Annotated in this window: 19 protein-coding genes; 16 read left to right on the forward strand and 3 right to left on the reverse strand. The window is 70.7% G+C overall.

The features are described 5' to 3' along the window. Positions 1-10: 10 nt before the first annotated feature. Positions 11-670: a potassium channel family protein gene (locus CRP49_RS27145; RefSeq protein WP_097255740.1), complete on the reverse strand. Its 660-nt coding sequence runs from the start codon at positions 668-670 to the stop codon at positions 11-13. A 67-nt stretch (positions 671-737) separates the two neighbouring features. Here CRP49_RS27145 and CRP49_RS27150 point away from each other — a divergent pair, with 67 nt between their 5' ends. Next, positions 738-1,295, forward strand: a complete 558-nt coding sequence (locus CRP49_RS27150; RefSeq protein WP_094220700.1) for an HIT domain-containing protein — start codon at positions 738-740, stop codon at positions 1,293-1,295. Between the two features lie 30 nt (positions 1,296-1,325). On the opposite strand, the gene CRP49_RS27155 is transcribed toward CRP49_RS27150, so the two are convergent. Both CRP49_RS27155 and CRP49_RS27160 read right to left on the reverse strand, forming a co-directional pair. Then, positions 1,326-2,972, reverse strand: coding sequence for a hypothetical protein (locus tag CRP49_RS27155; RefSeq protein WP_097257552.1), 1,647 nt, complete (start codon positions 2,970-2,972; stop codon positions 1,326-1,328). 212 nt (positions 2,973-3,184) lie between these two features. Continuing rightward, positions 3,185-5,383, reverse strand: a complete 2,199-nt coding sequence (locus CRP49_RS27160; protein WP_097255741.1) for an elongation factor G-like protein EF-G2 — start codon at positions 5,381-5,383, stop codon at positions 3,185-3,187. 282 nt (positions 5,384-5,665) lie between these two features. On the opposite strand from CRP49_RS27160, the gene pgsA reads away from it, so the two are divergent. The 15 genes from pgsA (at position 5,666) to CRP49_RS27240 (ending at position 20,993) form a co-directional block, all read left to right on the forward strand. Further along, positions 5,666-6,337, forward strand: a complete 672-nt coding sequence (gene pgsA, locus CRP49_RS27165) for a phosphatidylinositol phosphate synthase (protein WP_094220702.1) — start codon at positions 5,666-5,668, stop codon at positions 6,335-6,337. Beyond that, entirely contained in the window at positions 6,334-7,242 is a 909-nt protein-coding gene (locus CRP49_RS27170; protein WP_097255742.1) for a phosphatidylinositol mannoside acyltransferase, read from the forward strand. Before pgsA ends, CRP49_RS27170 begins: the two co-directional genes overlap by 4 nt. Then, positions 7,239-8,399 (forward strand): glycosyltransferase family 4 protein, encoded by a 1,161-nt coding sequence (locus CRP49_RS27175; protein ID WP_097255743.1) that lies wholly within the window; start codon positions 7,239-7,241, stop codon positions 8,397-8,399. The genes CRP49_RS27170 and CRP49_RS27175 overlap by 4 nt, the downstream gene beginning before the upstream one ends. Positions 8,400-8,447: 48 nt before the next feature. Continuing rightward, entirely contained in the window at positions 8,448-8,990 is a 543-nt protein-coding gene (locus tag CRP49_RS27180; protein ID WP_097255744.1) for a hypothetical protein, read from the forward strand. Between the two features lie 114 nt (positions 8,991-9,104). Beyond that, positions 9,105-10,010 carry a pyridoxal 5'-phosphate synthase lyase subunit PdxS gene (gene pdxS / locus CRP49_RS27185; protein WP_097255745.1) on the forward strand — a complete coding sequence of 302 codons (906 nt, stop codon included), beginning with the start codon at positions 9,105-9,107 and terminating at the stop codon, positions 10,008-10,010. Positions 10,011-10,023: 13 nt separating this feature from the next. Then, positions 10,024-10,629 carry a pyridoxal 5'-phosphate synthase glutaminase subunit PdxT gene (gene pdxT / locus CRP49_RS27190; protein ID WP_097255746.1) on the forward strand — a complete coding sequence of 202 codons (606 nt, stop codon included), beginning with the start codon at positions 10,024-10,026 and terminating at the stop codon, positions 10,627-10,629. Between the two features lie 48 nt (positions 10,630-10,677). Beyond that, entirely contained in the window at positions 10,678-11,430 is a 753-nt protein-coding gene (locus tag CRP49_RS27195; protein WP_097255747.1) for a YebC/PmpR family DNA-binding transcriptional regulator, read from the forward strand. Between the two features lie 137 nt (positions 11,431-11,567). Then, entirely contained in the window at positions 11,568-12,107 is a 540-nt protein-coding gene (gene ruvC / locus CRP49_RS27200) for a crossover junction endodeoxyribonuclease RuvC (RefSeq protein ID WP_094220709.1), read from the forward strand. After that, positions 12,104-12,709, forward strand: a complete 606-nt coding sequence (gene ruvA, locus CRP49_RS27205; RefSeq protein ID WP_097255748.1) for a Holliday junction branch migration protein RuvA — start codon at positions 12,104-12,106, stop codon at positions 12,707-12,709. Before ruvC ends, ruvA begins: the two co-directional genes overlap by 4 nt. A gap of 170 nt (positions 12,710-12,879) precedes the next feature. Continuing rightward, a complete protein-coding gene (ruvB, locus tag CRP49_RS27210) occupies positions 12,880-13,944 on the forward strand; it encodes a Holliday junction branch migration DNA helicase RuvB (RefSeq protein WP_094220711.1) in 1,065 nt (354 codons plus the stop codon). A 176-nt stretch (positions 13,945-14,120) separates the two neighbouring features. Continuing rightward, positions 14,121-14,627, forward strand: a complete 507-nt coding sequence (gene yajC / locus CRP49_RS27215) for a preprotein translocase subunit YajC (protein ID WP_097255749.1) — start codon at positions 14,121-14,123, stop codon at positions 14,625-14,627. Positions 14,628-14,767: 140 nt separating this feature from the next. Beyond that, positions 14,768-16,561, forward strand: a complete 1,794-nt coding sequence (secD, locus tag CRP49_RS27220) for a protein translocase subunit SecD (protein WP_179851765.1) — start codon at positions 14,768-14,770, stop codon at positions 16,559-16,561. A gap of 3 nt (positions 16,562-16,564) precedes the next feature. Continuing rightward, a complete protein-coding gene (secF, locus tag CRP49_RS27225; protein WP_097255751.1) occupies positions 16,565-17,674 on the forward strand; it encodes a protein translocase subunit SecF in 1,110 nt (369 codons plus the stop codon). Further along, positions 17,671-18,219, forward strand: coding sequence for an adenine phosphoribosyltransferase (locus tag CRP49_RS27230; RefSeq protein WP_097255752.1), 549 nt, complete (start codon positions 17,671-17,673; stop codon positions 18,217-18,219). The genes secF and CRP49_RS27230 overlap by 4 nt, the downstream gene beginning before the upstream one ends. Before the next feature lie 260 nt (positions 18,220-18,479). Continuing rightward, complete coding sequence (locus CRP49_RS27240) at positions 18,480-20,993, forward strand: bifunctional (p)ppGpp synthetase/guanosine-3',5'-bis(diphosphate) 3'-pyrophosphohydrolase (RefSeq protein ID WP_097255753.1); 2,514 nt, start codon at positions 18,480-18,482, stop codon at positions 20,991-20,993. Positions 20,994-21,066: the final 73 nt, after the last annotated feature.

A 21,066-nucleotide genomic window follows, 5' to 3' on the forward strand; every position in this document is an offset into this window, starting at 1 on the left:
GCCCCGGGGATCATTTCCCCGGGGGCCTTTCGTCGCCCTCGCGGTAGAAGGTCTGCATCAGCCACGAGGAGAACGAACCCGTCACCGCGCCGAGCAGGCCCACTCCGCAGGCCATCATCCCGGTCGCGATCACCCGGCCGAGCCTGGTCACCGGGGTGATGTCGCCGTAGCCGACCGTGGTGAGGGTCGATGCGGCCCACCACACGGCGTCCCCGAACGTCTTCATGGTGGCGCCGGGCGCCCCGCGTTCCTGCTGGTAGGTCGCGAGGGCACCGGAGAAGCCGAGCAGCAGGGTGGACAGGCTCGCGTAGGCGATCACCCGGGCGTACAGGGACAGCCGGGGCTCGCCCTGCCGGCGCTGGATGACGTCGTAGAGCGGCACGATCCGCAACGGGCGCAACAGCGGCAGGACGACCACGATCGTGAGCAGGAAATGCGTGGTGACGAAGCGCAGGAAGCGTTGCCCGCTGAGCCGCCAGCGCACCACGTAGTCCACGGCGAAGGCCACCCAGAGAGCCAGCAGCACGAAGCCGCACAGGTCGCGCCAGAAGGGCGCCACGCTGGTCGCCAGGACGCGGGTCGCGTAGGCCGCCAGGAAGACCAGTGAGGCCGCGAAGAGGGGAATCTCGGTGCGCTGCCCCCAACGGGCCTCGGGGCTGTCGTCGTCCACCGGCCAAGCTTGGCCGGTGACCGCCCTCCTGCCGCCCCGGCGACACGCCGCGAACGGGCGAAGCCATATGCTGCCTTGCATGACGAGTGAGCCGGAGCAGCAGATCGGAGTGGGGACGCAGGACGCGTTCCAGCGCCTGTGGACGCCCCACCGGATGGCCTACATCCAGGGCGAGAACAAGCCGACCGGCCCGGGGGCCGGCGACGGCTGCCCCTTCTGCTCCATCCCGGCCAAGTCCGACGAGGACGGCCTGATCGTCCGCCGCGGCGAGCACGTGTACGCCGTGCTCAACCTCTACCCGTACAACGGCGGCCACCTGATGACCGTGCCGTACCGGCACGTGGCCGACTACACCGACCTGACCGGGCCGGAGACCGCCGAGCTGGCCGAGCTGACCAAGCAGGCGATGACCGCCCTGCGCACCGCCTCCGGCGCCCATGGCTTCAACATCGGCATGAACCAGGGCACGGTGGCCGGCGCCGGCATCGCAGCCCACCTGCACCAGCACATCGTCCCGCGCTGGGGCGGCGACACGAACTTCATGCCGGTCGTCGGCCACACGAAGGTGCTGCCGCAGCTGCTGGCGGACACGCGGAAGATGCTGGCGGAGGCCTGGCCGGCGTAGGCCCCCGGGTGCCCTCGGGAGAGGGCACCCCTACGCGTCGTACGTGTCTGCCTTGCGCGGTGTCGGATCCTGGACCAGGCCGCTGAGGACGGACGAGCGGTTGCCGAACTTCTCGGTGTTCACACCGTTCTCCTCCAGGACCCTGAGCGCGGCCGAGTGCACCACCCGCAGGACCGGCGTGGCCGCACGCAGCGCGTCGTCGGCCATGAAGCGGTGGCGCCAGGGCTGGTCGGCCCAGGCGTGCCGGAGGCCGAAGGGCTCGGGCAGGGCGAGGGAGCCACCGAGCCAGTTGAGCAGCGGCGGATACCAGGTCAGCGGGGCGCGCGCGGCGAGCCGTACCACCTCGTCGGTCGGGACCAGCGGCAGCTTGATCGTGCGGGTCTCCCACGGCTTGAGGGACTTGGCGACCTCCTTGGTCGGCGCCTCCGGCTTCGCGCGGAACAGCGGGTTCACCGGACCCAGCGCGTGCCCGGTCACCTCGATGCGCAGCGTCTCGTGCAGCACGGTCACCGTGATCAGCATGGTGAGGACCAGCTGCCCGTCCCACAGGGTCCACTGCACGCCCAGATAGTGCCGGTCACCGCTGCCGAACTGCTGCTTGTTGCAGATGTCCTGTATGGCGTGCGACTTGATCTGGAACGCCTCGACGTCCGTGCCCGACGGCCGGGACACCTCCTTGGCGTTCTCCCCGATCGGCGTGACGATCCAGTGCCGTATCGACGGCTTCGGGAAGCCGCCGGTGTTCAGTGGACCGCGCTCCAGCATGCGCAGCTGGTCGTGGATCGCGCGTATGACGTCCCAGCTGCGGAAGGGGTGGATCTCCCGGGTGGGATCGGCGGACACCAGGTCCTCGGCGAGCTGCCACGCGCCCCAGCGGGTACCCATGCCGAGTATGCCCTTGGGGCCCGCGTAGAAGACCGAGTTGGACTGCTGCTCGGCGCTGAGCCGGGCCAGCGACTGGCGCAGCTGCTCGGCCGCGGTCTCGCCGGGGCTGCGCGGCACGGCCTCGGGGACCTTGGCGCCGACGGTGGTGCCCGAGAGCAGGCCGTCCCAGCGGGCCCGCAGATCCTTCGCGGTGCGGTCGCAGATCTGCTTGGCCCAGAACCAGCCCAGCACCGGGGCGACGACGCACCCGCGCGCGTACCACCCCCAGAATCCGCTGAGCGGCATCTTCAGCAGGAAGAGCGCGCCGACCACGCCGACCCCGGCGAGCAGGGCGGTGGCGAGCGCCCCGGCCCGCTTGTCGTCCCGCTTGGCGACGAACGTGCGCAGCTGGAAGACGAGCAGCCAGCCGATGAGTCCCGGCAGGAAGATCAGGCCGCACACCACCATGACCAGGGACAGCCGGTTGTCCCGCTCCCGGCGGATGTTGTTGGCCGCCAGGCAGTGCTCCACGACGACCTGGGGCTCGGCGCCGAAGGACTGGATGAGCGGCTTGCGCCCGGGCGCGAGCATGCGGTCGACCACGGCCCGCGAGAAGGCCTCGCCGAGGTTGGGCTTGAGCAGGGCGATCCGGCCGGGCTTGACCGTCGACTGGTGCCACTCGTTGTCGGTCTTCTTGATGTCCTCGACCACGTTGTCCCGGTAGGCCGCCGAGGCCAGCGCGAAGGTCGCCGCCTGGCCCTCGTCGCCGGACACGGGCACCTGCGGTCCGTCCCACTCCGTTCCAACCGACATTCCCGCCCCCATCGCCGCCGGTGTCGCTTCTGCGGCCTTCCCGACTTCCTTGCTCCGCACACCTGTTGAACAGGCCGTCCTGCCGATACCACGCCACTACCGCACGAGTTCGGCACATCGTGATCAGGTGATCAGCGTATCCGCAGCCACTGACACCGCGACGGCGGACGGCCAAAGCCGCCCGCCGGCGCACGGAGTCCACGAGTGGTGAACTACGAGGGCTCTCCCGCCTGTTCACGGACCCGCTCGGCGACCTGCGGCGGCATCGGCTCGTGCCGGGCGTAGGCGCGGTCGAAGCGGGCCGTCCCGTGCGACAGGGAGCGCAGGTCGATCGCGTAGCGGCCGATCTCGAACTCGGGCACCTCGGCGCGGACCAGGGTCCGGCCGGAGCCCACCTGTTCGGTGCCGAGCACCCGGCCCCGCCGGCTCGACAGGTCGCTCATCACCGCGCCCACGTAGTCGTCGGCGACCAGCACGGTGACCTCGGCCACCGGCTCCAGCAGATGGATCCGCGTCTGGGTCGCGGCCTCGCGCAGGGCCAGCGCGCCCGCCGTCTGGAAGGCGGCGTCGGAGGAGTCCACCGAGTGCGCCTTGCCGTCCAGCAGCGTGATCCGCACGTCCACCAGCGGATAGCCGGCGACCACGCCCTTCGCGGCCTGCGCCCGTACGCCCTTCTCCACGGACGGGATGAACTGGCGCGGTACGGCGCCGCCCACCACCTTGTCCACGAACTCGATGCCCGAGCCGCCCGGCAGCGGCTCCACCTCGATCTCGCAGATGGCGTACTGCCCGTGCCCGCCGGACTGCTTGACGTGCCGGCCCCGTCCGGCGGCCTTCGTGGCGAACGTCTCCCGGAGGGAGACCCGGTGCGGGACGACGTCGACCTGGACGCCGTACCGGCTGCGCAGCCGCTCCAGGGCGACGTCCGCGTGGGCCTCGCCCAGGCACCACAGCACCACCTGGTGGGTGTCCTGGTTCTGCTCCAGGCGCATTGTCGGATCCTCGGCGACCAGCCGGCTCAGCCCCTGCGACAGCTTGTCCTCGTCCGCCTTGCTGTGCGCCTGGATGGCGAGCGGCAGCAGCGGGTCGGGCATCTGCCAGGGCTCCATCAGAAGCGGGTCGTCCTTGCCCGAGAGCGTGTCCCCGGTCTCGGCGCGGCCGAGCTTGGCCACGCACACCAGGTCGCCCGCGACGGCGTGCGTCACCGGGCGCTGCTGCTTGCCGAACGGCATGGACAGCGCGCCGATCCGCTCGTCGACGTCGTGGTCCTCGTGCCCGCGGTCGGCCAGGCCGTGCCCGGAGACGTGCACCGTCTCGTCGGGGCGCAGGGTGCCGGAGAAGACGCGGACCAGCGAGATCCGGCCGACGTACGGGTCGGAGGCGGTCTTCACGACCTCGGCGACCAGCGGGCCGCCGGTGTCGCAGGCCTTCAGCTCGCGCGCCTTGCCGTCGATCGTGGTGACCCCGGGCAGGGGGTGCTCGAACGGGGTCGGGAACCCGCCGGTGATCAGCTCCAGCAGCTCGACCGTGCCGAGGCCCTGCCGTCCGCCGTCGGCGGCGGGGGCGGCCGCCAGGACGGGGAAGAAGGTGCCGCGGGCGACGGCCCGCTCCAGGTCGTCGATCAGCGTCTTGACGTCGATCTGCTCGCCGCCCAGGTAGCGGTCCATGAGGGTCTCGTCCTCGCTCTCGGCGATGATCCCCTCGATGAGCCGGTTGCGGGCCTCCTCGATGTCCGGCAGCTGGTCCTCGCCGGGCTCGGACTCCTTGCGTTCGCCGGACGCGTAGTCGAACAGCTTCTGCGACAGCAGCCCGATCAGCCCGGTCACGGGCGCGTGCCCGTCCGGGCCCTCCGGCCCGCGCAGCGGCAGGTACAGCGGCAGCACGGCGTCGGGGTCGTCCGCGCCGAAGGCCTCCGCGCACACCCGGGTCATCTCCTCGAAGTCCGCGCGCGCGGCCTCCAGGTGCGTGATCACGATCGCGCGGGGCATGCCGACGGCCTGGCACTCCTCCCACACCATGCGGGTCGAGCCGTCCACCCCGTCGGAGGCCGAGACGACGAAGAGGGCCGCGTCCGCCGCGCGCAGACCGGCCCTCAGCTCGCCGACGAAGTCGGCGTATCCAGGGGTGTCGAGGACGTTGACCTTGAACCCGTCCCATTCGACCGGGGCCAGGGAGAGCTGTACCGAGCGTTGCTGCCGGTGCTCGATCTCGTCGTAGTCGGAGACGGTGCCGCCGTCCTCCACGCGGCCCGCCCGGTTCACCGCCCCCGCGGTCAGCGCGAGGGCCTCCACCAGAGTGGTCTTGCCCGAACCGGAGTGGCCGACCAGCACCACATTCCGTACGGACGCGGGGTGGTCGGCCGCCACTGCCCTGCCGGCGGCTCCGGGGTGTGTTTGCGCCTTGTCGCCCATGATCCTGCCTCCCGTGCACGGTGAGGTCACTGTGGGCGCGGACACGCGGCACCGCGTGCACTGGCGGCTCCTGCGACGCCCGCGGTTCTTCGAGCTTTCCACTCCCGTCACGCTGCGTCCATACGACGGACGCCGTTCGCGCCACGCGCGCCCCGCGCGAGCGGGTGTGCACCGGCTCGCGGCACGACTGCGGGTGCCCGCCCGTCAGGCACGTGCGCGCGTGACTACGATGGGCCAGCCGGTGGCCACCAGGGCCGCGGCGCCACGACCGTCGGGAAGGCCATGCTGAACAAGTACGCGCGTGCATTCTTCACGCGTGTCCTCACACCGTTCGCCGCGTTTCTCATCCGCCGGGGCGTCAGCCCCGACGCGGTCACGCTCATCGGCACGGCCGGAGTGGTCGCGGGCGCGCTGGTCTTCTTCCCCCGGGGCGAGTTCTTCTGGGGCACGATCGTGATCACCCTGTTCGTCTTCTCCGACCTGGTCGACGGCAACATGGCCCGCCAGCTGGGCCGCTCCAGCCGCTGGGGCGCCTTCCTGGACTCCACGCTCGACCGGGTGGCCGACGGCGCGATCTTCGGCGGTTTCGCGCTGTGGTACGCGGGCAACGGCAACGACAACGTCCTGTGCGCCGTCTCGATCTTCTGCCTGGCCAGCGGCCAGGTGGTGTCGTACACCAAGGCCCGGGGCGAGTCGATCGGACTGCCGGTCGCCGTCAACGGGCTCGTCGAGCGCGCCGAGCGGCTGGTGATCTCGCTGGTCGCGGCCGGTCTCGCGGGCCTCCACAAGTTCGGCGTGCCGGGCATCCAGTGGCTGCTGCCGATCGCCCTGTGGATCGTCGCCGTGGGCAGCCTGGTCACCCTCATCCAGCGGGTCGTCACCGTCCGCCGCGAGTCGGCCGAGGCGGAGGCGGCGCAGCAGAACGCGTCCCAGGGGAGTGAGGCGGCGAAGTGAGCACCGCCGACCGGCTCACCGACGCGCTGTACGGCCTCGGCTGGAGCACCGTCAAGAAGCTCCCGGAACCCGTCGCGGTCCGCCTCGGCCGGTCCATCGCCGACCTCGCCTGGAAACAGCGCGGCAAGGGCGTCCTGCGGCTGGAGGCGAACTACGCGCGCGTGGTGCCCGACGCCGGCCCCGAGCGGCTGGCCGAACTCTCTCGCGCGGGCATGCGCTCGTACCTGCGCTACTGGATGGAGTCCTTCCGGCTGCCCGCCTGGAGCGCCGAGCGCGTGAAGACGGGCTTCGAGTGCAAGGACGTGCACCACCTGACCGACGGGATCGCCTCCCCCCGGGGCGTGGTCCTCGCGCTGCCGCACCTGGCCAACTGGGACCTGGCCGGTGCCTGGGTCACCACCAGGCTGGAGACGCCGTTCACCACGGTCGCCGAGCGCCTGAAGCCCGAGACGCTCTACGACCGCTTCGTCGCCTACCGCGAGGGCCTCGGCATGGAGGTCCTGCCGCACAGCGGCGGCAACACCTTCGGCACCCTTGCCCGGCGGCTGCGCGACGGCGGCCTGGTCTGCCTGGTCGCCGACCGTGACCTGTCCGCGTCCGGCGTCGAGGTCGACTTCTTCGGCGAGCGCACCCGGATGCCCGCGGGCCCGGCCCTCCTCGCCCAGCAGACCGGCGCCCTGCTGCTGCCCGTCACGCTCTGGTACGACGAGTCGCCGGTCATGAAGGGGCAGATCCATCCGCCGATCGAGGTACCGGAGTCAGGTACGCGGGCCGAGAAGACGTCTGTCATGACACAGGCGCTGGCCGACGCCTTCGCCACCGGGATCGCCGATCATCCGGAGGACTGGCACATGCTCCAGCGGTTGTGGCTCGCCGACCTCGACCCCGCGAAGGGACCCTCGTGAGAATCGGGATCGTCTGCCCGTACTCCTGGGACGTGCCCGGGGGAGTCCAGTTCCACATCCGCGACCTCGCCGAGTACTTCATCCGCCTGGGCCACGAGGTCTCCGTCCTCGCCCCGGCCGACGACGACACCCCGCTGCCGCCGTACGTCGTCTCGGCCGGCCGCGCGGTCCCGGTGCCGTACAACGGCTCGGTGGCCCGGCTGAACTTCGGCTTCCTGTCGGCCGCGCGTGTGCGGCGCTGGCTGCACGACGGCGCCTTCGACGTGGTCCACATCCACGAGCCGACGTCCCCGTCGCTCGGCCTGCTGACCTGCTGGGCGGCGCAGGGTCCCATCGTGGCCACCTTCCACACCTCCAACCCCCGCTCGCGCGCCATGATCGCCGCGTACGCGATCCTGCAGGCCGCGCTGGAGAAGATCAGCGCGCGGATCGCGGTCAGCGAGTACGCCCGCCGCACCCTGGTCGAGCACCTGGGCGGCGACGCGGTGGTGATCCCCAACGGGGTCGACGTCGACTTCTTCGCCAAGGCCGAGCCCAACCCCGAGTGGCAGGGCGACACGCTGGGCTTCATCGGCCGTATCGACGAGCCCCGCAAGGGTCTGCCGGTCCTGATGAAGGCCCTCCCGAAGATCCTCGCCGCCCGCCCGCAGACGCGTCTGCTGGTCGCGGGGCGCGGTGACGAGGAGGCGGCCGTCGAGGACCTGCCCGAGGAGCTGCGCTCCCGCGTCCAGTTCCTCGGCATGATCAGCGACGAGGACAAGGCGCGCTTCCTGCGCAGCGTCGACCTGTACATCGCGCCCAACACCGGCGGCGAGAGCTTCGGCATCATCCTCGTCGAGGCCATGTCCGCGGGCGCCCCCGTCCTCGCCTCCGACCTGGACGCCTTCGTCCAGGTCCTCGACCAGGGCGCGGCCGGCGAGGTCTTCACCAACGAGGACGCGGACGCCCTGGCCGACGCGGCCGTACGCCTGCTGGCGGACCCGGAACGGCTGGACGAACTGCGCGAGCGGGGGAGCAGCCACGTCCGCCGCTTCGACTGGTCCACCGTCGGCGCGGACATCCTGTCGGTGTACGAGACGGTCACCACCGGTACGGCGGCGGTGGCCACGGACGAGCGGACGGGGTTCCGGGCCCGGTTCGGGCTGGCGCGGGACTGAGGCGAGGGTCTGCTCCGGCCGGCCCCGGGAGCCGACTAACCTTCGCCCGTGACCCCAACCCTCATCTGGATCCTCGTCGCGCTCGTCGCCATCGGCCTGTACCTGAGCTGGACGGCCGGGCGGCTGGACCGGCTGCACGTGCGGATGGACGCCGCGCGCGCCGCGCTGGACGCGCAGCTGCTGCGGCGGGCCTCCGTGACGCAGGAACTGGCGACCTCGGGCGTGCTGGACCCGGCCGCCTCGATCGTGCTCTACGAGGCCGCGCACGCCGCCCGGCAGGCCGAGGAGGAGCAGCGGGAGGTGGCGGAGAGCGAGCTGAGCCAGGCCCTGCGCGCGGTGTTCGAGGCTCCGCAGCAGGTGGAGGCCGTACGGGAGGCCCCGGGCGGCGAGGAGGCGGCCCGTGAGCTGGCCGAGGCCGTCCGCCGGGTCCCCATGGCCCGCCGCTTCCACAACGACGCCGTGGGAGCCGCCCGCAGGCTCCGGGAGCACCGCAAGGTGCGCTGGTTCCGGCTGGCCGGCCACGCCCCCTTCCCGCTGGCCTTCGAGATGGACGACGAGCCGCCCGCCGCCCTGGTGGAGCGGGCCTCCTGAACCTTCGGTGGACCAAAAGGATCCACCGGGTTGCCATTGGCCCTTGCTGTGGCCTGGTCCACTCACGTTTCCTCTCTGGAGCAGAAAACCCTCTTTTCCCTAGCGAGGTCACCCGTGTCCACCACCGAGAACCAGGCTCCCGAGACCGGCACCGCCCGTGTGAAGCGCGGCATGGCCGAGCAGCTCAAGGGCGGCGTGATCATGGACGTCGTCACGCCGGAGCAGGCGAAGATCGCCGAGGACGCGGGCGCCGTCGCGGTCATGGCCCTGGAGCGGGTCCCGGCCGACATCCGCAAGGACGGCGGCGTGGCCCGCATGTCCGACCCGGACATGATCGAGGGCATCATCAACGCCGTGTCCATCCCGGTCATGGCGAAGTCCCGCATCGGCCACTTCGTCGAGGCCCAGGTGCTGCAGTCCCTCGGTGTGGACTACATCGACGAGTCCGAGGTCCTCACCCCGGCCGACGAGGTCAACCACTCCGACAAGTGGGCCTTCACCACCCCCTTCGTCTGTGGTGCCACCAACCTGGGCGAGGCCCTGCGCCGTATCGCCGAGGGCGCCGCGATGATCCGCTCCAAGGGCGAGGCCGGCACCGGCAACGTGGTCGAGGCCGTCCGCCACCTGCGCCAGATCAAGAACGAGATCGCCCGCCTGCGCGGCTACGACAACAACGAGCTGTACGCCGCCGCCAAGGAGCTGCGCGCCCCGTACGAGCTGGTCAAGGAGGTCGCCGAGCTGGGCAAGCTGCCGGTGGTCCTCTTCTCCGCCGGTGGCGTCGCCACCCCGGCCGACGCCGCCCTGATGCGTCAGCTCGGCGCCGAGGGTGTCTTCGTGGGCTCGGGCATCTTCAAGTCCGGCGACCCGGCCAAGCGCGCCGCCGCCATCGTGAAGGCCACCACCTTCTACGACGACCCGAAGATCATCGCGGACGCCTCCCGCAACCTGGGCGAGGCCATGGTCGGCATCAACTGCGACACCCTCCCCGAGTCCGAGCGCTACGCGAACCGCGGCTGGTAAGGCACCGGAACACATGAACACCCCCGTGATAGGCGTCCTGGCCCTCCAGGGCGACGTACGGGAGCACCTCATCGCCCTGGCCGCGGCCGACGCCGTGGCCAGGCCGGTGCGGCGCCCCGAGGAACTCGCCGAGGTCGACGGCCTCGTCATACCCGGCGGCGAGTCCACCACGATCTCCAAGCTGGCCGTCCTCTTCGGAGTGATGGAGCCCCTCCGCGCGCGCGTGCGCGACGGCATGCCCGTCTACGGCACCTGCGCCGGCATGATCATGCTCGCCGACAAGATCCTCGACCCGCGCTCGGGCCAGGAGACCATCGGCGGCATCGACATGATCGTGCGCCGCAACGCCTTCGGGCGGCAGAACGAGTCGTTCGAGGCGGCGGTCGACGTCGAGGGAGTCCCGGGCGATCCTGTAGAGGGCGTCTTCATCCGCGCCCCGTGGGTCGAGTCCGTCGGCGCCGAGGCCGAGGTGCTCGCCGAGTACGGCGGCCACATCGTCGCGGTCCGTCAGGGCAACGCGCTCGCCACGTCGTTCCACCCGGAACTGACCGGCGACCACCGTGTGCACTCCCTGTTCGTCGACATGGTGCGCGCCAACCGGACACCCGAGTCCTTGTAGGATCTCTGGCGTTCGTTCATAGACGGGTTACGCGAAGGAGACAGGCAGATGTCCGGCCACTCTAAATGGGCCACGACGAAGCACAAGAAGGCCGTGATCGATGCCAAGCGCGGCAAGCTCTTCGCGAAGCTGATCAAGAACATCGAGGTCGCGGCGCGCATGGGCGGCGTCGACCTCGAGGGCAACCCGACGCTCTATGACGCCGTCCAGAAGGCCAAGAAGCAGTCGGTCCCGAACAAGAACATCGACTCCGCGATCAAGCGTGGTGGCGGTCTCGAGGCAGGCGGCGCCGACTACGAGACGATCATGTACGAGGGCTATGGTCCGAACGGTGTCGCGGTGCTCATCGAGTGCCTCACCGACAACCGCAACCGCGCCGCCTCCGACGTGCGCGTCGCCATGACCCGCAACGGCGGCAACATGGCCGACCCGGGCTCCGTGTCGTACATGTTCAGCCGCAAGGGCGTCGTCATCGTCCCCAAGGGCGAGCTGACCGAGGACGACGTCCTGGGTGCCGTACTGGACGCGGGTGCCGAGGAGGTCAACGACCTCGGTGAGTCCTTCGAGGTCATCAGCGAGGCCACCGACCTGGTGGCGGTCCGCACCGCCCTCCAGGACGCCGGGATCGACTACGACTCCGCCGAGTCCAGCTTCGTGCCGTCCGTCCAGGTCGAACTGGACGAGGAGGGCGCCAAGAAGATCTTCAAGCTGATCGACGCGCTCGAGGACAGCGACGACGTCCAGAACGTCTTCGCCAACTTCGACGTCAGCGACGACATCATGGAGAAGGTCGAGGCGTAGCGCTGCCGCGCTCTGCACGGCTGACCGGGCCGACGGGACACCTCCCGTCGGCCCGTCGCTTTGCCGGGCGTTGTGCGAGGCGTTGTCGGTGGCACCCGATAGCCTGCACAAACAGGCGACCGAAGGGAGGGGCGCGCGTGCGTGTACTGGGGGTGGACCCCGGGCTGACCCGGTGTGGTGTCGGTGTCGTCGAGGGGGTCGCGGGCCGGCCGCTCACCATGCTCGGCGTCGGGGTCGTACGGACGCCCGCGGACGCCGACCTGAGCCTCCGGCTGCTCGCCGTCGAGCAGGGCATCGAGGAGTGGCTGGACGAGCACCGGCCCGAGTTCGTCGCCGTCGAGCGCGTCTTCAGCCAGCACAACGTGCGCACCGTCATGGGCACCGCGCAGGCCAGCGCCGTCGCCATGCTGTGCGCCGCCCGGCGCGGCATCCCGGTCGCCCTGCACACCCCCAGCGAGGTCAAGGCAGCCGTCACCGGCAGCGGCCGCGCCGACAAGGCCCAGGTCGGGGCCATGGTCACCCGCCTGCTCCGGCTCAGCGCCCCGCCGAAGCCGGCCGACGCCGCCGACGCCCTCGCCCTCGCCATCTGCCACATCTGGCGCGCCCCCGCCCAGAACCGGCTCCAGCAGGCCGTCGCCCGGCACACCGTCCACGCAACGAAAGGCCGTACGGCATGATCGCGTTCGTCAGCGGCCCGGTCGCCGCCCTCGCCCCCGACTCCGCGGTCGTCGAGGTGGGCGGCATCGGCATCGCCGTCCAGTGCACCCCGAACACGCTCTCCGGCCTGCGCATGGGCCAGCCGGCCAAGCTCGCCACCTCCCTGGTGGTGCGCGAGGACTCGCTGACCCTGTACGGCTTCGTGGACGACGACGAGCGCCAGGTCTTCGAACTGCTGCAGACGGCGAGCGGGGTGGGACCGCGCCTCGCCCAGGCGATGCTCGCCGTGCACACGCCGGACGCACTGCGCCGCGCCGTCGCCACCGCTGACGAGAAGGCCCTCATCGCCGTCCCCGGCATCGGCAAGAAGGGCGCGCAGAAGCTGCTGCTCGAGCTGAAGGACCGGCTCGGTGCGCCCATCGGCGCCCCCGCCGTCGGCGCTCCGGTCAGCCAGGGCTGGCGCGACCAGCTGCACGCGGCGCTCATCGGCCTCGGCTACGCCACCCGCGAGGCCGACGAGGCGGTCGCCGCCGTAACGCCCCAGGCCGAGGCCGCCGACGGCACACCGCAGGTGGGGCAGCTCCTGAAGGCCGCCCTGCAGACCCTGAACCGCGCCCGCTGACCCTGAACCGCGCCCGCTGACCCTGAACCGCGCCCGCTGACCCGACGACCCCGAGGCACATCACATGCTGTGCTTGCCCGGGGGACGCAGCATCCGACAGCGGCCTCCGGCCGCGGGCCGGACCCCCGGCCAGCAGACGCATCCGGCACGTCCAGCTAGGAGTACCTTCAGTGAACTGGGACGACACGACCGACACGTCCGCCGCCGAGCGGCTGGTCGGTGCGTCCGCCGACCGGGAGGACCAGGCCGTCGAGGCCGCCCTGCGGCCCAAGGACCTCGGCGAGTTCATCGGCCAGGAGAAGGTGCGCGAACAGCTCGACCTGGTCCTGCGCGCCGCACGCGCGCGGGGCGCCACCGCCGACCACGTGCTGCTCTCCGGCGCGCCCGGCCTGGGCAAGACGACTCTGTCGATGATCATCGCGGCCGAGATGGGCGCCCCCATCCGCATCACCTCCGGCCCCGCCATCCAGCACGCCGGCGACCTCGCCGCGATCCTCTCGTCCCTCCAGGAGGGCGAGGTCCTCTTCCTGGACGAGATCCACCGCATGTCCCGGCCCGCCGAGGAGATGCTGTACATGGCCATGGAGGACTTCCGGGTCGACGTCATCGTCGGCAAGGGCCCCGGCGCCACCGCCATCCCCCTGGAGCTGCCCCCGTTCACGCTGGTCGGCGCCACCACGCGCGCGGGCCTGCTGCCGCCCCCGCTGCGCGACCGCTTCGGCTTCACCGCGCACATGGAGTTCTACGAGCCCGCCGAGCTGGAGCGGGTCGTGCACCGCTCGGCGAGCCTGCTCGACGTCGAGATCGAGCCGAACGGCGCCGCCGAGATCGCCGGCCGCTCCCGCGGCACGCCCCGTATCGCCAACCGCCTGCTGCGCCGGGTGCGCGACTACGCGCAGGTCAAGGCCGACGGCCTGATCACCCGCGAGATCGCCGCTGCCGCCCTCGCCGTCTACGAGGTCGACGCGCGCGGCCTCGACCGCCTGGACCGGGCCGTTCTGGAGGCGCTGCTGAAGCTGTTCGGCGGCGGTCCGGTGGGCCTGTCCACGCTCGCCGTCGCGGTGGGGGAGGAGCGGGAGACCGTCGAGGAGGTCGCGGAACCCTTCCTGGTCCGGGAGGGCCTGCTCGCCCGCACCCCACGGGGCCGGGTCGGCACCCCCGCGGCATGGGCGCATCTCGGCCTGACCCCGCCCCGCTCGTCAGCTAACGGACAACAGGACCTGTTCGGGGCGTGATGGCTCCGTGACGGCGAGGGCAATGGCGGGAGCAGGAACCCAGGTGCCATGCTGAGCGTTGTTCCATGCGCGCGGACTCGCTTAGACTCCGCCGATGCCGCCCTTACGGGCGGCGCCGACCAACCCCCATCCCCCAGGCCGCTCACCGCGCGGTCGCGCGAAGGAAATTCCGTCCCGTGAATGCCTTTACCCTTCTCCCCTTCATCGTGCTCATCGCGGCCATGTTCCTGATGACGCGCTCGGCCAAGAAGAAGCAGCAGCAGGCCGCCAACATGCGGAACGAGATGCAGCCCGGCTCCGGTGTCCGCACCATCGGGGGGATGTACGCGACGGTCAAGGAGGTCAACGAGGACACGGTCCTCCTCGACGCCGGCCCCGGTGTCGACCTCCTTTTCGCCAAGAACTCGATCGGCGCCGTTCTCACGGACGACGAGTACAACCGCATCGTCCACGGCATCGAGCACGACCTGAAGTCCGACGCCGACATCGTCCCGGACGACGCCTCCTCCCTCACCGAGACCGACGAGTCTGCCGACGCCGCTGCCGCCGCCTCCGACGACAAGGCCGTCGACCTTGGTAAGAAGGACGCCACCGAGGACAAGGCCGACGAGGCCGACGAGGCCGCCGAGGCCAAGGCGGACGAAGAGCCGAAGAAGACCGACGGCGACACCGACGCGAAGTAGTCACGTCCGGGGTGCGCGGCGCGGCCTGACCGCGCCCCACGCACCCCGGGCGCGTCTGTTTTCCGCACGGGAGCCCGACACCATGTCATGGCCGACCGCGCCGACCGGGCGCGGGGCGGCCCGAGAGGGAGTACGAGAAGGTGGCAGCACCTAAGAAGGGCCGGAGCGCGAGCGCCCAGAGCAAGCCAGGGCGCTCGCTGGCCTTGATCCTGATCGCCATTTTGGCGCTCACCGGAGGGATGTTCGCCTCCGGGCACAAAACTCCGCGTCTCGGCATCGATCTCGCCGGTGGCACGAGCATCACGCTCAAGGCGAAGGCCGACCAGGGGTCCGCGATCAACAAGGCCAACATGGACACCGCGGTCGAGATCATGAACCGCCGTGTCAACGGCCTGGGCGTCTCCGAGGCGGAGGTGCAGACCCAGGGGAACGACCACATCATCGTGAACATCCCCAAGGGCACCAACTCCAAGGAGGCCCAGCAGCAGGTCGGCACCACCGCCAAGCTGTACTTCCGCCCGGTGCTCGCCAGCGAGCCCACGGGCGCCGCCGCGCAGAGCCCCTCGCCGAGCGCGTCCTCCAGCGGCAGCAGCTCGCCGAGCCCGTCGAGCAGCGCCTCCGCCAAGGAGAAGGCGTCCTCGTCCTCCACCGGGTCCCCGACGCCGACGGCCACCGCCACCTCGCAGGGCCGCGCGGTCACCGACGCCCTGAAGGCCGACGCCACGCCGTCGTCCTCCGGCTCCCCGAGCGCCACGTCCTCGGCGGGATCCAAGTCGTCGCCCAGCCCGTCCGCGTCCTCCAGCGGCAGCGCCGAGGCCACCAAGCTCCAGGCGCAGTACGCCGCGCTGGACTGCTCCAAGCCCGCCCAGCGCGCCAAGGCCGGCACCAACGCCAAGCCCGGCGAGGCCACCGTGGCCTGCGGTGAGGTCAACAAGGTCTGGTACAAGTACGTGCTCGGCCCGGCCGCCGTGGACGGCACCGAGGTCAAGAAGGCCGCCGCGGTCTTCGACACCCAGGGTGCCTCCGGCTGGCAGGTCCAGATGACCTTCACCTCCAGCGGGTCGAAGAAGTTCGCGGACATCACCGCCGAACTGGCCAAGAACCAGTCCCCGCAGAACGAGTTCGGCATCGTCCTCGACGGCGAGGTCGTCTCCAGCCCGTTCGTGCAGACGGCCATTTCGGGCGGCCAGGCGGAGATCTCCGGCCGCTTCACGCAGCAGGAGGCGCAGAGCCTCGCCAACATGCTGTCCTACGGTGCGCTGCCGCTGTCGTTCCAGGAGGAGACCGTCACCACGGTGACCGCCGCACTCGGCGGTGACCAGCTGCACGCCGGTCTGCTCGCCGGCGCGATCGGTCTCGCGCTGGTCGTGATCTACCTGATCGCCTACTACCGCGGTCTGTCGATCGTGGCCATGGCCTCCCTGCTGGTCTCCGGGATCCTGACCTACGTGATCATGGCGCTCCTCGGCCCGGCCATCCACTTCGCGCTGAACCTGCCGGCCGTCTGCGGTGCCATCGTCGCCATCGGTATCACCGCGGACTCGTTCATCGTGTACTTCGAACGCATCCGGGACGAGATCCGCGAGGGCCGCACGCTGCGGCCCGCCGTCGAGCGTGCCTGGCCGCGCGCCCGGCGCACGATCCTCGTCTCCGACTTCGTGTCGTTCCTCGCCGCCGCGGTGCTGTTCATCGTGACCGTCGGCAAGGTGCAGGGCTTCGCGTTCACGCTCGGCCTGACCACCGTGCTCGACGTGGTCGTCGTCTTCTTCTTCACCAAGCCGCTGATGACTCTGCTCGCCCGCCGCAAGTTCTTCGCGAACGGCCACAAGTGGTCCGGCCTCGACCCGAAGAGCCTGGGCGCCCAGCCGCCCCTGCGCCGCACCCGCCGTCCCGCCGGTCCCGCCGCCGGCTCTGCCGACCCGAAGGAGGCGTGAGCGATGTCGAAACTCGGCAACCTCGGCGCTCGTCTGCACCGCGGCGAGATCAGCTACGACTTCGTCGGCAAGCGCAAGATCTGGTACGGCGTCTCGATCCTGATCACCATCACGGCCATCCTCGGCCTGGCGGTGCGCGGCCTGAACATGGGCATCGAGTTCCAGGGCGGCGCGGTCTTCACGACGCCGACGAGCATGAGCACGTCGGTCGCGAAGGCGGAGGAGTACGCGAAGTCCGCCTCCGGCCATGAAGCGGTCGTCCAGAAGCTCGGCAACGGCAGCCTGCGCATCCAGATCGCCGGTATCGACACCGACAAGTCGGACCAGATCAAGCAGACGCTGGCCAAGGACCTGAACCTCAACCCGGAGAAGCTCGCCGCCGACCTGGTCGGCCCGAGCTGGGGCGAGCAGATCGCCAACAAGGCCTGGGAGGGCCTGGCGATCTTCATGATCCTCGTGGTGATCTACCTGGCGATCGCCTTCGAGTGGCGCATGGCCGTCGCGGCCCTCGTCGCGCTGATCCACGACATCACCATCACAAGCGGTATCTACGCCCTGGTCGGCTTCGAGGTCACGCCCGGTACGGTCATCGGTCTGCTGACGATCCTCGGTTACTCGCTCTACGACACGGTTGTCGTCTTCGACAGCCTCAAGGAGCAGACGAAGGACATCACCAAGCAGACCCGCTGGACGTACAGCGACATCGCCAACCGGTCGATCAACGGCACGCTGGTCCGCTCCATCAACACCACCGTGGTCGCGCTGCTGCCGGTGGCGGGCCTGCTGTTCATCGGTGGCGGCTTCCTCGGGGCCGGCACGCTGAACGACATCTCGCTGTCGCTGTTCGTCGGCCTCGCGGCCGGTGCGTACTCCTCGATCTTCATCGCCACGCCGCTCGTCGCCGACCTCAAGGAGCGCGAGCCGGCGATGCGGGCGCTCAGGAAGCGGGTCCTGGCCAAGCGTGCGCAGGCCGCCGCCGAGGAGGACTTCGCGGACGGGCGGTCCGCCGCCGGTGACGAGCCCGACGACGCCGCTCCCGCCGTGGTGGGTCCCCGCAACCAGCCGTCGTCCCGCAGCCGGGGCCGCGGCCGACCCTCGGGGAAGCGCCGATGACCGAGCTCGCAGAGATCACGACGCTGCTGCTCAGCCGCATCCGCGATGTGCCGGACTACCCGGAGCAGGGCGTGATGTTCAAGGACATCACCCCGCTCCTGGCGGACCCGGCCGCCTTCACGGCCCTCACGGACGCGCTGGCCGAGATCGCCACGAACACCGGCGCGACCAAGGTCGTCGGCCTGGAGGCCCGGGGCTTCATCCTGGGCGCCCCGGTCGCGGTCCGCGCGGGCCTCGGCTTCATCCCCGTACGCAAGGCGGGCAAGCTCCCCGGGGCGACCCTGCGTCAGGCGTACGACCTGGAGTACGGCTCGGCGGAGATCGAGGTGCACGCGGAGGACCTGTCCTCCGGTGACCGTGTGCTGATCGTGGACGACGTCCTCGCCACGGGCGGCACCGCCGAAGCCGCGATCCAGCTCATCCACCGGGCGGGCGCCGAGGTCTCCGGCCTCGCGGTCCTCATGGAGCTGGGCTTCCTGGACGGTCGCGCCCGTCTGGAGTCGGCGCTGAACGGGGCACCGCTGGAGGCGCTGCTCCAGATCTGACAGGTCTGACGCAACCGAGCACCTGTGCTCCACGGCCGCTCCGGCACCACCGGGGCGGCCGTCGCCGTTCGAGTGCGGGACACTCGCCCTATGCCGGGAAAACGTCTCGAAGTCACCTCCCGGAATCCCGCGGCGGCCCCTCGCGTTTCACCGGTAGACGGTCCTCACATCCGCCTGAAGGCGATGACTAGGCGCAGGATCGCTACCATGGGGTCTCCGGAGCCTGACCGGGGGACCCGGATCGCGCACGAGGAGTCCTCTTGCCAGACGAGGCCCAGCCACTGACCGCCGCCAAGCCCGAGCCCGCCTCGGCACCCGCGGCCAAGCCCGCGCCGAACGCGTCGCACGCGAAGAGCGACGCCCGCGGGGCGGTCGAGCACGCCCAGTCCGCGCCCGTCGAGAAGGCCGCCGAGGCCGCGCGTCCCAAACCGGTCCCACCTGTGCGCCCCGCCGCCGGCCAGCCCGCCCGCAGCGGCTCCTCCAACCGCGTCCGCGCCCGCCTCGCCCGCCTGGGCGTGCAGCGCGCGAACCCGTACAACCCCGTGCTGGAGCCGCTGCTGCGGATAGTGCGCAGCAACGACCCGAAGATCGAGAACTCGACGCTCCGGCAGATCGAGCGTGCCTACCAGGTCGCCGAGCGCTGGCACCGGGGGCAGAAGCGCAAGAGCGGCGACCCGTACATCACGCATCCGCTCGCCGTCACCACCATCCTCGCCGAGCTGGGCATGGATCCGGCCACCCTCATGGCGGGCCTGCTGCACGACACCGTCGAGGACACCGAGTACGGCCTGGACGACCTGCGCCGCGACTTCGGCGACGTCGTCACCCTCCTCGTGGACGGCGTCACCAAGCTCGACAAGGTCAAGTTCGGCGAGGCCGCGCAGGCCGAGACCGTGCGCAAGATGGTCGTGGCGATGGCCAAGGACCCGCGCGTCCTCGTCATCAAGCTCGCCGACCGCCTGCACAACATGCGCACCATGCGCTACCTCAAGCGCGAAAAGCAGGAGAAGAAGGCGCGCGAGACGCTGGAGATCTACGCGCCCCTCGCCCACCGCCTGGGCATGAACACCATCAAGTGGGAGCTGGAGGACCTCGCGTTCGCGATCCTCTACCCCAAGATGTACGACGAGATCGTGCGGCTGGTGGCCGAGCGGGCGCCCAAGCGGGACGAGTACCTCGCCATAGTGACCGACGAGGTCCAGACCGACCTCCGCGCCGCCCGTATCAAGGCGACCGTCACCGGACGCCCGAAGCACTACTACAGCGTCTACCAGAAGATGATCGTCCGCGGTCGCGACTTCGCGGAGATCTACGACCTGGTGGGCATTCGTGTCCTGGTCGACACGGTCAGGGACTGCTACGCCGCCCTCGGCACCGTGCACGCGCGATGGAACCCGGTCCCCGGCCGGTTCAAGGACTACATCGCGATGCCCAAGTTCAACATGTACCAGTCGCTGCACACGACGGTGATCGGCCCCAACGGCAAGCCCGTTGAGCTCCAGATCCGCACGTTCGACATGCACCGCCGCGCCGAGTACGGCATCGCCGCGCACTGGAAGTACAAGCAGGAGGCCGTCGCCGGTGCCTCCAAGGTCCGTACCGACGTGCCCAAGGCCGGCAAGGGCAAGGACGACCACCTCAACGACATGGCGTGGCTGCGCCAGTTGCTGGACTGGCAGAAGGAGACCGAGGACCCCAGCGAGTTCCTGGAGTCGCTGCGCTTCGACCTGTCCCGCAACGAGGTCTTCGTCTTCACGCCCAAGGGCGACGTCATCGCGCTCCCGGCCGGGGCCACTCCGGTCGACTTCGCGTACGCCGTCCACACCGAGGTCGGCCACCGCACCATAGGAGCGCGGGTCAACGGCAGACTCGTACCGCTCGAATCCACCCTGGACAACGGCGACCTGGTGGAGGTCTTCACCTCCAAGGCACCGGGCGCGGGCCCGTCCCGCGACTGGCTCGGGTTCGTCAAGTCGCCGCGCGCCCGCAACAAGATCCGGGCCTGGTTCTCCAAGGAGCGCCGCGACGAGGCGATCGAGCAGGGCAAGGACGCCATCGTCCGCGCCATGCGCAAGCAGAACCTGCCGATCCAGCGCATCCTCACCGGCGACTCCCTCGTCACGCTCGCGCACGAGATGCGCTACTCCGACATCTCCGCGCTGTACGCGGCGATCGGCGAGGGCCATGTCTCCGCGCAGAACATCGTGCAGAAGCTGGTCCAGGCGCTCGGCGGCGAGGAGGCGGCCACCGAGGAGATCGACGAGGCCGTCCCGCCGACCCGCACCCGCGGCCGCAAGCGGCGCTCCAGCGCCGATCCCGGCGTCGTGGTCAAGGGCGTCGACGACGTGTGGGTCAAGCTGGCCCGCTGCTGCACGCCCGTCCCCGGCGACCCGATCATCGGCTTCGTCACGCGGGGTAGCGGTGTATCGGTTCACCGCAGCGACTGCGTCAACGTGGAGTCACTGTCCCGTGAGCCGGAGCGCATCCTCGACGTCGAGTGGGCGCCCACCCAGTCCTCGGTCTTCCTGGTCGCCATCCAGGTCGAGGCCCTGGACCGCTCCCGCCTGCTGTCGGACGTCACCCGCGTCCTGTCCGACCAGCACGTCAACATCCTCTCCGCGGCCGTCCAGACCTCCCGCGACCGGGTGGCCACCTCCCGCTTCACCTTCGAGATGGGCGACCCGAAGCACCTCGGCCACGTCCTGAAGGCCGTTCGGGGTGTGGAGGGCGTGTACGACGTCTACCGCGTGACCTCGGCGCGCAGCCGGGCGTAGGACACGCACGCGGCGGCCGGTCGCAGGCACGCATGCAGAAGGGCCCCGTACGCCACGTACGGGGCCCTTACGC

Source organism: Streptomyces sp. Ag109_G2-15, from assembly GCF_900215565.1.
GTDB classification, from domain to species: domain Bacteria; phylum Actinomycetota; class Actinomycetes; order Streptomycetales; family Streptomycetaceae; genus Streptomyces; species Streptomyces diastatochromogenes.

Excerpts from the sequence above, each read along its gene's own strand:
- pgsA (WP_094220702.1), top strand. The coding sequence starts at position 5,666 with ATGCTGAACAAGTACGCGCGTGCATTCTTCACGCGTGTCCTCACACCG.
- CRP49_RS27195 (WP_097255747.1), top strand. The coding sequence starts at position 10,678 with ATGTCCGGCCACTCTAAATGGGCCACGACGAAGCACAAGAAGGCCGTG.
- CRP49_RS27155 (WP_097257552.1), bottom strand. The coding sequence starts at position 2,972 with ATGTCGGTTGGAACGGAGTGGGACGGACCGCAGGTGCCCGTGTCCGGC.
- ruvA (WP_097255748.1), top strand. The coding sequence starts at position 12,104 with ATGATCGCGTTCGTCAGCGGCCCGGTCGCCGCCCTCGCCCCCGACTCC.
- CRP49_RS27160 (WP_097255741.1), bottom strand. The coding sequence starts at position 5,383 with ATGGGCGACAAGGCGCAAACACACCCCGGAGCCGCCGGCAGGGCAGTG.
- secF (WP_097255751.1), top strand. The coding sequence starts at position 16,565 with ATGTCGAAACTCGGCAACCTCGGCGCTCGTCTGCACCGCGGCGAGATC.
- CRP49_RS27230 (WP_097255752.1), top strand. The coding sequence starts at position 17,671 with ATGACCGAGCTCGCAGAGATCACGACGCTGCTGCTCAGCCGCATCCGC.
- pdxT (WP_097255746.1), top strand. The coding sequence starts at position 10,024 with ATGAACACCCCCGTGATAGGCGTCCTGGCCCTCCAGGGCGACGTACGG.
- CRP49_RS27150 (WP_094220700.1), top strand. The coding sequence starts at position 738 with ATGCTGCCTTGCATGACGAGTGAGCCGGAGCAGCAGATCGGAGTGGGG.